This window comes from Streptomyces yatensis (assembly GCF_018069625.1).
In the GTDB taxonomy this organism is placed as follows: Bacteria; Actinomycetota; Actinomycetes; order Streptomycetales; family Streptomycetaceae; genus Streptomyces; species Streptomyces yatensis.
On the sequence record NZ_CP072941.1, the window covers coordinates 1,216,904 to 1,228,648 of the forward strand.

General features: G+C 71.6%; 13 protein-coding genes. 8 read left to right on the forward strand and 5 right to left on the reverse strand.

The genetic code is table 11. The features are described 5' to 3' along the window. Positions 1–6: 6 nt before the first annotated feature. Positions 7–633: a CGNR zinc finger domain-containing protein gene (locus J8403_RS04365; protein ID WP_211121953.1), complete on the reverse strand. Its 627-nt coding sequence runs from the start codon at positions 631–633 to the stop codon at positions 7–9. A gap of 55 nt (positions 634–688) precedes the next feature. On the opposite strand from J8403_RS04365, the gene J8403_RS04370 reads away from it, so the two are divergent. Next, positions 689–1,657 (forward strand): ketopantoate reductase family protein, encoded by a 969-nt coding sequence (locus J8403_RS04370; protein ID WP_211121954.1) that lies wholly within the window; start codon positions 689–691, stop codon positions 1,655–1,657. Here the strand turns inward: J8403_RS04370 and J8403_RS04375 are convergent. After that, positions 1,629–2,093, reverse strand: a complete 465-nt coding sequence (locus J8403_RS04375) for a DUF2000 domain-containing protein (RefSeq protein WP_211121955.1) — start codon at positions 2,091–2,093, stop codon at positions 1,629–1,631. The two genes, J8403_RS04370 and J8403_RS04375, sit on opposite strands and share 29 nt — an antisense overlap. 108 nt (positions 2,094–2,201) lie before the next feature. On the opposite strand from J8403_RS04375, the gene J8403_RS04380 reads away from it, so the two are divergent. Next, positions 2,202–2,696 (forward strand): Lrp/AsnC family transcriptional regulator, encoded by a 495-nt coding sequence (locus tag J8403_RS04380; protein ID WP_059144620.1) that lies wholly within the window; start codon positions 2,202–2,204, stop codon positions 2,694–2,696. A gap of 30 nt (positions 2,697–2,726) precedes the next feature. Here the strand turns inward: J8403_RS04380 and J8403_RS04385 are convergent, their stop codons facing one another. The 3 genes from J8403_RS04385 to J8403_RS04395 all read right to left on the reverse strand — a co-directional run bounded on the left by J8403_RS04385 (position 2,727) and on the right by J8403_RS04395 (position 5,993). Next, entirely contained in the window at positions 2,727–3,329 is a 603-nt protein-coding gene (locus J8403_RS04385) for a helix-turn-helix domain-containing protein (RefSeq protein ID WP_211121956.1), read from the reverse strand. Between the two features lie 245 nt (positions 3,330–3,574). Next, positions 3,575–5,002 carry a purine-cytosine permease family protein gene (locus tag J8403_RS04390; protein ID WP_211121957.1) on the reverse strand — a complete coding sequence of 476 codons (1,428 nt, stop codon included), beginning with the start codon at positions 5,000–5,002 and terminating at the stop codon, positions 3,575–3,577. 73 nt (positions 5,003–5,075) lie between these two features. Continuing rightward, a complete protein-coding gene (locus J8403_RS04395) occupies positions 5,076–5,993 on the reverse strand; it encodes a flavin reductase (RefSeq protein ID WP_211121958.1) in 918 nt (305 codons plus the stop codon). A 194-nt stretch (positions 5,994–6,187) separates the two neighbouring features. Between J8403_RS04395 and J8403_RS04400 the strand changes: the two genes are divergently transcribed. From J8403_RS04400 to J8403_RS04425, 6 genes are all read left to right on the forward strand, one after another. Beyond that, positions 6,188–7,366, forward strand: a complete 1,179-nt coding sequence (locus tag J8403_RS04400; RefSeq protein ID WP_246585685.1) for an LLM class flavin-dependent oxidoreductase — start codon at positions 6,188–6,190, stop codon at positions 7,364–7,366. Next, on the forward strand, positions 7,359–7,967 hold the full coding sequence (locus J8403_RS04405; RefSeq protein WP_211121959.1) for an amino acid synthesis family protein: 609 nt from the start codon (positions 7,359–7,361) through the stop codon (positions 7,965–7,967). The genes J8403_RS04400 and J8403_RS04405 overlap by 8 nt, the downstream gene beginning before the upstream one ends. Further along, positions 7,964–8,515: an amino acid synthesis family protein gene (locus J8403_RS04410; RefSeq protein ID WP_211121960.1), complete on the forward strand. Its 552-nt coding sequence runs from the start codon at positions 7,964–7,966 to the stop codon at positions 8,513–8,515. Before J8403_RS04405 ends, J8403_RS04410 begins: the two co-directional genes overlap by 4 nt. A gap of 5 nt (positions 8,516–8,520) precedes the next feature. Beyond that, complete coding sequence (locus J8403_RS04415; protein WP_246586300.1) at positions 8,521–9,426, forward strand: alpha/beta fold hydrolase; 906 nt, start codon at positions 8,521–8,523, stop codon at positions 9,424–9,426. Next, the gene (locus J8403_RS04420; RefSeq protein WP_211121961.1) at positions 9,423–10,910 is read left to right on the forward strand and encodes an aldehyde dehydrogenase; all 1,488 of its coding nucleotides are present in this window, start codon (positions 9,423–9,425) and stop codon (positions 10,908–10,910) included. Before J8403_RS04415 ends, J8403_RS04420 begins: the two co-directional genes overlap by 4 nt. Before the next feature lie 151 nt (positions 10,911–11,061). Then, the gene (locus J8403_RS04425; RefSeq protein WP_246585686.1) at positions 11,062–11,742 is read left to right on the forward strand and encodes a GntR family transcriptional regulator; all 681 of its coding nucleotides are present in this window, start codon (positions 11,062–11,064) and stop codon (positions 11,740–11,742) included. Positions 11,743–11,745 lie beyond the last annotated feature (3 nt).

The window sequence follows — 11,745 nt, forward strand, 5'->3', positions numbered from 1 at the left end:
GGGGCGTCAGGAGCCGGCCGGGGCGGCGGCCGCCCGCCGCTCGCGGTGTTTCGCGGCCTTGGCACTGTTGCCGCACAGCCGCATCGAGCACCACCGGCGCCTGCCGCCCGGTGTGTGATCGAGGTAGACCATCGTGCACAGCGAGGCGTCGCACACCCGCAGCGCCCCGCGCCGCTCCGGGTCCCCGAGCACCGCTATGAGGTCGCGGACGACGACCGACTGCAGCTCCCGCCCGGACAGGGGGCGATCGGCGTCGACCCCGACACCGGTGCCGGTCGCTATCAGCAGCGGCTGCGGCGGGGCGGGGCGCGCCCGGTCGTTGAGCAGCGCCACGGACACATCCGACGGGGGCCGGCCGTCGACCACCGCGGCCACCACGTCGTAGGCCGCCTCGCGCAGCGTCCACAGCTCGGTGAGGAGTTGGTCGGTGACGGCCTCGTCGTGGAGCCGCAGCCCGACGCCGTCGCACCACTCCCGCAGCCGGTCGAGGGTGCCGAGGCGCTCGATCGGGGTGCTGCCGCGCCGCCCGAGGGTCGCGACGAGATTCAGGGCGAGGCTGCCGGCGTCGAAGCGCAGGGCCCGCAGCCGGGCGGTCACCCGCGGCCGCGGGACCGGCTCCGTCGAGGAATCCATCCGCATATAGTAACCGCCTGAAGGGTTACCAAGCGGCTGAGGATGAGGACACATCATGCGGATCGCGGTCATCGGCGCGGGTGGCGTCGGCGGATACTTCGGGGCGCGGCTCGCCGCCGCGGGTGACGAGGTCACCTTCGTGGCACGGGGCCGCCATCTCGCGGCGATCCGGGAGAAGGGGCTGACGGTGCGCAGCCCGCTGGGCGAGCTGCGGGTGCCGTCCGAGGCGGTGGTGCCGGCCATCTCCGACCTCGAGGCCCCGGACCTCGTGATGGTGGCGGTGAAGCTGTGGGACACCGAGGACGTCGCCCGGCAGCTGGCGCCCCTCGCGGAAGGCGGCGCCGCCGTCGTGTCGTTCCAGAACGGGGTCCAGAAGGACACGGTGCTGCGCCGCCATCTGCCGGACGGGTCCGTCCTCGGCGGGGTCGGCTATATCTCGGCGTTCATCGAGGAGCCCGGGGTGGTGGTGCACAACGGCACGCTGCAGCGGCTGGTGTTCGGGGAGTACGACCGTACGGAGTCCCCGCGCGCCCGCGCTTTCCTCGACCGGGCTGTGGCGGCCGGTATCGACGCGGAGATCAGCGCCGACATCGAGCGCACCATCTGGGAGAAGTTCGTCTTCCTGGTGGGCCTTTCCGGGACGACGTCGGCGGTGCGGCAGCCGATCGGGGTGGTCCGCGGGGATCCCGGGTCGCGGGCGCTGCTGCGTGAGGTGATGCACGAGGTGGTCGCCGTGGGACGGGCCAAGGGGGTGGCCCTGGACCCCGGTTTCGCCGACGACCGGCTCGCCTTCTGCGACACGCTGCCCGCCGCGATGACGTCCTCCATGCACAACGACCTGCTGCGCGGCAACCGTCTCGAACTCGGCTGGCTCAGCGGGGCGGTGGCCGGCCTCGGCGCCGAGCTGGACGTCGCCACCCCGCGCAACCGGGCCATCGCCGACATCCTCTCCCCGTACGCCCTGGGCGATCCGGCCACGACCGGTGGCGCGGGGGTCAGCGCAGCAGGGGCAGCTTCCCGATGAGCTTGCTCACCCTGTTCCGCGGGCCGACGAGGCTGAGCGCGAGATAGTCGAGGTCCTCGGTCTTGGTGCCGGCCAGGCTGTCGAGGTACTCGTCGTAGACCCGTGAGGTCTGGGCCTGCCCGGGCATGTCGACGAGGTACAGGTCGTCCTTCCCGGCGGCCTTCGCGCGCAGCTCGCGCAGCGCCTCGGGGCCGGCGGCCAGGATCGAGCAGCCGGCCCACGGCAGCCCCGGGTGGCCGGCGCCGGACCCGTCCGTGCCGTCCGGTCCCAGCAGCTCCGGCATGGCCCGGCCGACGGCGGCGGCCATGCAGGCGGCGGCGTTCACCGCCCGGCCCGCGGGCAGTTCCTCGTCCACGACGATCACCCACTTCAGCTTCGCCTGGCGGGTGGACTGATCGGTGCGGACATCCTCGTCGGTCAGCTGGGGAACGGACACGAGCGGCACTCCTTGTCGATGGCTAATGTGGTGGATGAGGTGGACGGTACCCATCCATCCGTGCCGTGGCACGGCCCGCCGAATTTCGTCAGGCAAGGGAGCGCTTTCGTGGAACTTGATGCACTGGACCGCGCTCTTCTGCGGGAGCTGCAGAACGATGCACGCCAGACCAATCGCGAGCTGGCCCTGCGCACGGGGGTCTCGCCGTCGACCTCCCTGGAGCGGGTCCGGGCGCTGCGCGAGCGCGGCATCATCAGCGGCTATCACGCCGCCGTCGATCTGGAGGCGGTCGGCCGTCCCGTCCAGGCGCTGATCTCGGTGCGGATCCGCCCGCCGTCCCGGCCGGTCATCGAGGGCTTCCGGGAATGGGCCGCCCAACTGCCGGAGACCATCGGCCTGTTCGTCACCTCCGGCGCCCATGACTTCCTCATCCATGTGGCGGTGCCGGACACCAATGGGCTGTACGCGTTCGTCATCGACCGCCTCACCGAGCGCCGTGAGGTGGCGGATGTGCAGAGCACGATGGTCTACGAACACGCCCAGTCGCGCTGTATCGACCCGGCCCCCGCCGAGCGCCCGGCGCCCTCCCGCCGGAGGCGGTAGCGAGCGAGTCGGGTCAGGGGATGGGATGGGTCAGTGGTGCGGGGTGTCGCCGAAGGCCGTCACGGTCAGGAACCGTATGGGCAGGGTGATCAGCTTCTCCGGGCCGTGCGGCGCCTCGCCGTCGAACTGCAGGGCGTCACCGGCCCCCAGGGTGTAGCTGGACTTGCCGTGGCCGTAGACCATGACGCCGTCGAGCATGTAGATCAGCTCGGTGCCGCCGTGCTGGAAGAGCGGGAACACCTCGCTGGACTCGGTGAGGGTGACCTCCAGCGCCTCCATCCGCTTGTCGCTGCCGCGCAGGGCGCCGAGCAGGGCGTACTCATGGCCGATCCGGGTGCCGCGGCGCACGATGCGGGCGCCGTGGCCGGCCGGGACGAAGACGGCCTCGCGCTCGTCGTCCAACCCGCGGAAGAGCGCGGTGACGGGCACGCCCAGGCCGCGCGCGAGCCGGGAGAGGGTGGTGAGGCTGCAGGCGGTCTGGGCGTTCTCGATCTTGGACAGCATGGCCTTGGAGATGCCCACCCGCTGGGCCATCCCGCCCACCGACGCCCCGGCCGCCTGCCGGTACTCCCGCGTGCGGACCGCGATGATCCGCTCCAGTGCCTTGTCGTCGTCCCCCGCGTCTGCCGCCATTCCCCGCATTCTAAGCGGCCTCGATGAAGTCCGGTGCGGTTCGGGTGCGCCGCGAAGGGGCGCGGGGCTGTGCCGATATGCGGCTCCGCCGCGGCTGTGTCCATATGCGGCTCCGCCGCGTGGCCGGCCACGACACAGCCGCGGAGGAACGACCGCACCTCGCGGCACCTCCCGCGGAGCGCTTCCTCGGCGGCGGGCGGCGCCGTCGCGACGCCGCCCGCCCCGGGCCGTGCACTGCCGGGAGGTCAGGAGCCCGCCACCGCCGCCGTCTTCTCCGGCCGCGGCCCGGGCGTGGCGGGGACGTCCCGCGTCCACAGCGGCCGCAGCCGGTAGGTCAGCAGATAGAGCACCGCGGCGGCGGCCGCCGCGACGAACATGCTCAGATCGCCCGCGTGCGGATAGGCCGCGGCGAACGCCCCCGTGTAGAGGTCGGATTGCCAGAACGGCACCGAGGCCACCACCCCGCCGGCCCAGGCGACGAAGCCCCAGGAGAGCACCCGTCCGCGGTCGTACAGCTCGGCGATCCGGCCGGGGTCGGAGCGGCCGCCCAGGTGGTAGTCGAGCAGCAGCACGGTGGCGAACGGCGCGATGAAGTACGCGGTGAGGTTGAGGAACACCGAGAACTTGTCCTCGATCCCGGAGTGTCCCCACAGGCTGATCCCGTACGCCAGCGCGCAGATGAGGGTGACCGCCTGGGTCCGGGTGAACGGCACCTTCAGCGTCTGGATGGAGATCGCGCCGCCGTAGACGTTGAGGAAGTTCTGCGCGAGCGCCGAGAGCCCGATGGCGACGAGGGCGGGGATGGCGAACGGCCCGGTCAGCTGGTGCAGGGCGGTGATGGAGTCGGTGCTGGTGGCGTTGGAGCCGAGGAGCACGCCGAGGATGCCGAGCCAGCAGATGGTGACGAAGTTGCCGAGCCCGGTGTACCAGGCGGTGCGGCTCACCACACGGGGCGAGTCGGGCAGATAGCGCGAGTAGTCCGAGGCGAACGGCGCCCAGGCGACCAGGAAGGAGAGGAACCAGCCGCCGAAGGTGATCCAGCCCCCGGTGGAGCCCACGTAGTCCGGTGCCTTCGGATCGGCGTCGAAGGTGCCCGCGCCCCGGACCAGGGCCACCACCGTGATCATGACGAACAGCGGGGTGAGCACATAGGTCAGCACCCGCTGCAGGAAATTGATCATGTTGTAGCCGTAGATGGACACCACCAGCTCGACCAGGGTGAGCGCCAATCCACAGACCCAGAAGGGCAGATGGGTCAGCTCGGCGATGGCCTTGCCGCCGAGGATCACGGTGACGGCGGCCCAGCCGACCCCGGCGAACACATTGATGTACGCCACCGGCAGGAAGTTGCCGAAGAAGCCGAGCGGGCCACGCGCCTGGATCTGCTGGGGCACCCCCAGCCGTACGCCCATCCGGGACATCACGGCCATCAGCAGCGAGCCGAGACCCGCGCCGGCCACGATCGCGGCGACGGCGGCGCCGAAGCTGAGACCGAGCCCGACCGCGCTGAACCCGAGCAGGATGATGGGGAAGTTGAGACCGGCGGCGAACCAGACGAAGAACTGCGAACTGGGCTTGCCATGCCGCTCGTTGTCGGGGATGTGGTCGACCCCGAAGGGCTCCACCTTGGTGACCGCGCTGCCGTACACCGGCGCCGTGTCGTCGTGGGTCATGGGCGTGCTCCTGGGACGGGAGGAGTGGACGTCAGGGGGGACCGGTGGGCGTACGGATCCGGGTGGCGGCGTCTCACCACGGCAGCGGCGCGGTCTGCGAGATGTCGAAGAAACCGCCGCCGCTGTAGACCAGCGGGGCCAGCTCCGCATGGCGGGCGGAGACCACCCGGCCGGTGAAGACGGTGTGGCTGCCGGCCTCCAGCCGCTCGCCGATCTCCACCTCCAGCTGGGCGCAGGACCCGTCGATCAGCGGGGCGCCGAACTCACCGGCGGTCCAGGGCAGTTCGGCGAACTTGTCGTCCGCCTTGGAGGCGAAGGTCCTGGCCACCTCGAGCTGGCCGGCGGCGAGGATGTTGATCCCCAGATGGCCGGCCCGGTGCAGCGCGGGGTGGGTGGTGGAGGTGCGCTGCACGCAGACCAGCACCATCGGCGGATCCAGCGAGATGCTGGCGAACGCGTTCACCGCGAGCCCCCGGGGCCTGCCGTCGTCCTGGCAGGTCACGACGGTGACACCGGTGATGAACTTACGGTGCACCCCACGGACCAGATCGGCGTCGACGGCCGCTCGCTGGGTGGTGGTGATGATCCCGAGCGCCTCCAGCAGCTGACGGGGATCCCAGGTCACCCACTCCTCGCTGACCACACCGTGGTCGAAGCGGGTGAAGGTGGCGCCGGAGACCTCGACCGGCCTGCCGGTGGCCGGCACGCCGAGGAAGTCGCCGGTGTGACTGCCGGTGCTGCGCCAGCGGATCGCCAGCGACTCGCCCTCCTCGACGATCTCCTCGATCTCGGTACGGAGATCGGGGAAGGCCCGGCGGATGGCGCGGACCGACTCCTTGAACTGCTCCCGGCCCTGGGGGGCCGCGGCAGGGCCGCGACGGCGCACATAGCCGGGGCTGAGCAGCTGGTCGAGCGCGTCGACCTGACCCTGGTCCCAGACGGCCTGCCAGGTGGAGCGGATGCGGGCGGTGCGGTCAAGAGTATGCGTCATGACGTCTTCCCTCACTCAGCTCTTGTATGGCAGAGGACCGTAGGAAGGGCCATCAGTCGCTGTCAACACCTAGGGCCGAATGAACCGGAAATGGGCCGGCGAGACCTCTCCGAACAGCAAAGACACAGGTCAATAGGAGTTGCCTCGACCGTGACCCTTGACGGAGCCAGAATCGGACTCCTAGCCTCCCTGCCATGGCACAGCGTGAGCCGGAAGAACAGGACGGACGCTGCATGCGCTTCTCGATATTTCACAATCTCGGTGCCCCGGGCCGTCTCGGCGAGTACGCCGACGTCATGGCGGAGGCCCGGGAGTTCGCGGTCACCGCGGACCGGGCGGGCTTCTGGTCCACCTGGTACACCGAGCACCACTTCGGGCACGAGGCGATCGAGATCACCCCGAACCCGGTGCTGATGGGGGCGGACATCGCCGCCCGTACGACGGATATCCGGATCGGCCAGGCGGCCTCGATCGCCACCTTCTGGCATCCGCTGCGGCTCGCCGAGGACATCGCGATGCTCGACCAGCTCTCGGGGGGCCGGGTCGAGGTCGGCCTCGGCCGGGGGCTGTACGGCCGCGAGGCGCTCAACCTCAACGCCCTGGCCGATCCGCGCGACCAGGAGCAGAACCGCGCGCTCTACGCCGAGACCGTGGAGGTCCTGCGCAAGGCGTGGAGCGGCGAGTTCTTCTCGCACCAGGGCCGCTTCTATGAGTTCCCCGCCCCCGGGGTGAAGTGGAACCATCCCCTCTCCCCCGCCACCCCGGAGTACACCGAGGCCGGGGTCATCACGAAGATGCGGGTGACCCCCTTCCCGTTGCAACGGCCGCACCCTCCGCTGTGGCAGGTCATCGACAGCCCCCGCTCGATCAGGGCCGCGGCGGCGGACGGCGTCCAGGGGCTCTTCTGGCTGCCGCCGGTCTCGGCGCTCAAGGAGCGGTTCGAGCTCTACCGGGACACCGCGAGCCAGGCGGCGGGGCGCGAGTACGCGCTGGGCGAGGGCATCGGTCTGGTGCGGGATGTGTATGTCGCGGACACCATGGAGCAGGCGCGCGCCGAATTCGAAGAGGCGCTGATGACCACCTACCGGTGGATCATGCACTGGCGGGGGCTGGGCAACCTCATGGAGGCGGGCGAGGAGCTCACCGACGCCCATGAGCTGTCCTTCGACTTCCTCCAGCGGCGCAATCTGCTGGTCGGCACCCCCGAATACGTCTCGGAGAAGATCGCCGAGCTGCGCGACGAGGTGGGGTGTGAGCATCTGCTGCTGTGGACCACCCATCCCGGTCTGCCGCACCGCAACGCGATGCGCAGCCTGGAGCTGTTCGCCGAGAAGGTCATGCCGCAGTTCACCACCGGCGGCGGTCATGGCTGAGGCGGTGCTGCGCAAGGTCGTCACCGTCGCCGATGAGCTGCTGCTGGAGCTCGGCCGCCCGGTCGCGGTGCCGGTGCGCCGGGTCGCGGCGGCCGCGGTGATCCACAACCCCTGGGCCGGCGGCGGCCTCGTCGCCGATCTGGGGCCCGAGGTGGAGCGAATCGCACCGGGGCTGGCCCGGCTGCTCACCGGCCGGATCAGCGAGGCGCTGGGCGGGGTCGACCGGATCGAGTCCTTCGGCAAGGCCGCGATCGTGGGGCTCGACGGGGAGATCGAGCACGGCGGCGCGCTGATCCACACCCCCTTCTTCGGCAATGTCTTCCGCGAGCTGACCGAGGGCACCTCGATCATCGTCTTCAGCGACGACCGGCTTCCGGCCGGTGAGCCGCTGACCGTGCCGCTGTGGCACAAGACCGCGGCCGCGACCCGCTCGCACTACCAGACCTGCCAGATCCGCATCCCCGACGCGCCCCGCCCGGACGAGATCGTCGTCATCGCGGCCGGGGCGTCCGGCCCCCGTCCGAACGCCCGGATCGGGGACCGCGCCACCGACCCCCTCATCCGCCTCGCCGATCTGGACGATCTGGAGACCGTGACGTGAACATCCGCAAGATCATCACCTTCACCGAGGACATCCACAGCGAGGGCGGCCGCCCGGTGGACCCGCCGGCCCGTACGGCGGTGGTGCTCGCCGTCATCGAGAACCCGTGGGCCGGTCAGGGCTTCGTGGCGGATCTGCTGCCCGGGATCGACGAGGCGGCGCCGAAGCTGGGCGCGTTGCTGGCACCCCGTGTGGTCGAGGCGCTGGACGCGCCGGTGGAGGCGTACGGCAAGGCCGCGATCGTGGGGCTCGACGGGGAGGTCGAGCACGGCTCCGCGCTGATCCACACCCTGAAGTTCGGCGACCACTTCCGCCGGGCGGCGAACGCGACCACCCTGCTGCCGGCCGTGGAGAAGCGGGCCGCCGCGGGAACGGTCTTCGACATTCCGCTCAAGCACATCACCGACGCCACCATCCGCTCGCACCACCAGAGCATCGAGGTCCGGGTGGCGGACGGGCCGCGCGCCGACGAGATCGTCATCGGGCTCGCGGCGGCCGCCCAGGGCCGCCCCCAGGCCCGGCTGGCCCCGCTGTCGACGGAGCGGTGAGCGGCATGGACGCGGTGCGGGCTCCCGGCGGGACGCCGGGGGCGGGCGCTCCCGGCGGGCCGGCCCCGGCGGGGGCCCGGGCGCCGGTGGCGCTCGCCCATGAGTCCCATGGCACGGGGACACCCATGGTGCTGCTGCACGGCGTGGGCCTGGACCGCCACATGTGGGACCGCTGTCTGCCCGCGCTGGCCGCCCGGCACCACGTGACGCTGGCCGACCTGCGCGGCCACGGCGCCTCCCCGGCCGCGGCGGCCGGGGTGTCCCTCGCCGAGCTGGCCGCGGACGTCGGGGCGCTGCTGAGCGGCCCCACGCATATCGTCGGCTTCTCGCTCGGGGCCCTGGTCGCCCAGCGGCTGGGGCTGGACCGGCCGGACCTCACCGCCTCGCTCACCCTGGTCAGCTCGGTCGCGGGCCGGTCGGAGGAGGAGCGGGCGGCGGTCTCCCGCCGCCAGGAGCTGGCCGCCGAGGACTTCGGGGCGTCCGCGTGGGCCGCGGTCGACCGCTGGTTCTCCCCCGCCTGGCGGGCCCAGGACCCCGGTCTGGCGCAGCGGGTGCTCGACACCCTGCTGGCCAACGACCGGGCCTCCTACCTCGCGTGTTACCGGGTCTTCGCGACGGCCGACACCGGGCTGTGGCGGTGGCTGCCCCGGATCGCCGCCCCCACCGTGGCGGTGACCGGCGAGCGGGACCCCGGCTCGACCCCGGCCATGTCGCACCGGCTGGCCGGGCGGATCCCCGGCGGCCGGGCGGTGATCGTGCCCGGCGCCCGCCATCTGCTGCCGCTGGAGTGCCCCCAAGAACTCGCCGCCGTGATCCTCACCCACACCGGAGCCCACCCCGGAAGCCCCACCGGAACCGATACCGGAACCGACGCCGGAGCCCACACCGGACAGGAGTCCCACCGCTCATGAACCCTCTGCCGCGCCACGACCACTACATCGCGGGCGAGTGGACCGCCCCCGCCGACGGCGGTTACTTCGCCAGCGTCAACCCGGCCACCGCCGAGCCCTGGTACGAGGCGGCGCGCGGCACCGCCGCCGATGTGGACCGTGCGGTGGGCGCCGCCCGTACCGCCTTCGAGGATCCGCGCTGGCGCGATCTGAGCCAGACCCGGCGCGGACGGCTGCTGCGGAACCTGGGCGATCTGATCGGTGAGCACGCGGAGCGGCTGGCCCGTACCGAGACCCTCGACAACGGCAAGCTGCTGCGGGAGATGCGGGCCCAACTCGCCGGGCTGCCCGAGTACTTCTACTACTACGCGGGACTCGCCGACAAGATCCAGGGCGAGGTGATCCCCGGGGCCAGCCGCGAGCTGCTCAACTACACCCTGCGCGAACCGGTGGGCGTGGTCGGCGCCATCACCCCCTGGAACTCCCCGCTGCTGCTCACCGCCACCAAGCTGGCCCCGGCCCTGGCCGCGGGGAACACGGTGGTGGTCAAGCCCTCCGAACACACCTCGGCCTCGCTGCTGGCGCTCGCACCGCTCTTCGAGGAGGCGGGGTTCCCGCCCGGGGTGGTCAATGTGGTCACCGGATACGGCGCGGAGGCGGGCGCGCCGCTGACCGAGCACGAGGCCGTGGCCAAGGTGACCTTCACCGGCTCCAGCGGGACCGGCCGCCGGATCGCCCGTACCTGCGCCGACCGGTTGATCGGCTGCACCCTGGAGCTGGGCGGGAAGTCGCCCAACATCATCTTCCCGGACGCCGATCTGGGGTCGGCCGCCATGGGGGTGATCGCGGGCATCTTCGCGGCCGCCGGGCAGACCTGTGTGGCGGGGAGCCGGGTGCTGGTGCACCGGGAGGCGTACGACGAGGTCCTGGAGCGGGTGACGGCGCGGGCGGCCACGATCCGGGTCGGCGATCCGCTGGAGGAGACCACCGAGCTCGGCCCGCTGGCCCTCGCCGAGCAGCTGGCGAAGGTCGAGTCGTATGTCGAGCTGGGGCAGGCCGAGGGCGGAAAGGTGGTCTGCGGCGGCAGGCGGCCGGACACGGGCCTCGACGGGTACTACTACTCCCCCACCGTCTTCACCGGCACCGACAACGGGATGCGGATCTGCCAGGAGGAGATCTTCGGCCCGGTCGCGACCGTCATGCCCTTCGGCTCCGAGGAGGAGGCCCTGGCGATCGCGAACGACTCCGCGTACGGCCTGGCGGCGGGGGTGTGGACCCGGGATGTGAACCGCGTGCACCGGATGGCCGCCCGGCTGGAGGCCGGGACGGTGTGGGCCAACACCTATCGCTCGATGTCGCCGATGTCGCCCCGGGCCGGGTTCAAGACCAGCGGGATGGGGACCGAGCACGGCACGGAGGTGATCCGGGAGTACACCCGGCTGAAGAGCGTCTGGATCAACACCAGCGAGGAGCCCGCCGGGGATCCCTTCATCCTGAGGTCCTGAGGTCCGGAGCAGATCGTGGGCCGGTCCTGGGCCGGTCCTGGGCCGAAGGAAGGGTTCTTGTATGGCACAACACCCGAGCGCGTCTCCGGTTGATTTCTCCGCTGATCCCTCGGTTGACGGGGGACGGCGGCCGCCTCTAGGGTCACGTGCCATGCAACAACCCACCGGAAAGCGGCTTCAGCAGACCAGCATGCAGGCGAGGGTCGCCGAAGAGCTGCGGCAGATGATCATCAGTGGTGAACTGCCGCCCCGCTCCAGCCTCTCCGAGATGGCGCTGTCCGAGACCTTCGGCGTCAGCCGGACGCCCATCCGCGAGGCCCTCAAGCAGCTCCAGATCGAGGGGCTGGTCGAGGTGCGGCCACGGGTCGGAACGTTTGTCGCCGTACCGTCCCGGCGCGAGCTGACCGAGCTGTTCCAGATGAAGGAGCTGCTGGAGGGCGCCGCCGCCCGGCTGCTCGCCTTCCGCGGGAACGTACCGGAAGTGGAGCGGCTGGAGGCCACTATGACGGCGGCCGACGCGGCCGTCCGGGACGGCGACGCCGAGCAATACGCGGCGCTGGTCCACGAGTTCCACGATCTGATCGTGGTGGGCGCCGACAACAGCAAGCTGGAGGCGCACTACCGCACCCTGATGAACCAGCTGGCCTACGCCCGGCTGGTGCGCACCTCGCTGTCCCGGCCCGGCCGGCTGGACGAGTCCGACGATGAACACCATCGCGTCCTCAACCTGATCCAGGCCAAGGACGGCGACGGCGCGGAGCGGGTGATGCGGGAGCACGTGCGGATGAGCCACCAGGCCCTGATGGCGGGCATGGACGAGCGCCGGGCCTGACGA

What these genes read in the sequence shown, in the direction of transcription:
- J8403_RS04365 (WP_211121953.1), bottom strand. Translation starts at nt 633, where the DNA reads ATGGATTCCTCGACGGAGCCGGTCCCGCGGCCGCGGGTGACCGCCCGG.
- J8403_RS04370 (WP_211121954.1), top strand. Translation starts at nt 689, where the DNA reads ATGCGGATCGCGGTCATCGGCGCGGGTGGCGTCGGCGGATACTTCGGG.
- J8403_RS04385 (WP_211121956.1), bottom strand. Translation starts at nt 3,329, where the DNA reads ATGGCGGCAGACGCGGGGGACGACGACAAGGCACTGGAGCGGATCATC.
- J8403_RS04390 (WP_211121957.1), bottom strand. Translation starts at nt 5,002, where the DNA reads ATGACCCACGACGACACGGCGCCGGTGTACGGCAGCGCGGTCACCAAG.
- J8403_RS04395 (WP_211121958.1), bottom strand. Translation starts at nt 5,993, where the DNA reads ATGACGCATACTCTTGACCGCACCGCCCGCATCCGCTCCACCTGGCAG.
- J8403_RS04400 (WP_246585685.1), top strand. Translation starts at nt 6,188, where the DNA reads ATGGCACAGCGTGAGCCGGAAGAACAGGACGGACGCTGCATGCGCTTC.
- J8403_RS04405 (WP_211121959.1), top strand. Translation starts at nt 7,359, where the DNA reads ATGGCTGAGGCGGTGCTGCGCAAGGTCGTCACCGTCGCCGATGAGCTG.
- J8403_RS04415 (WP_246586300.1), top strand. Translation starts at nt 8,521, where the DNA reads ATGGACGCGGTGCGGGCTCCCGGCGGGACGCCGGGGGCGGGCGCTCCC.
- J8403_RS04420 (WP_211121961.1), top strand. Translation starts at nt 9,423, where the DNA reads ATGAACCCTCTGCCGCGCCACGACCACTACATCGCGGGCGAGTGGACC.
- J8403_RS04425 (WP_246585686.1), top strand. Translation starts at nt 11,062, where the DNA reads ATGCAACAACCCACCGGAAAGCGGCTTCAGCAGACCAGCATGCAGGCG.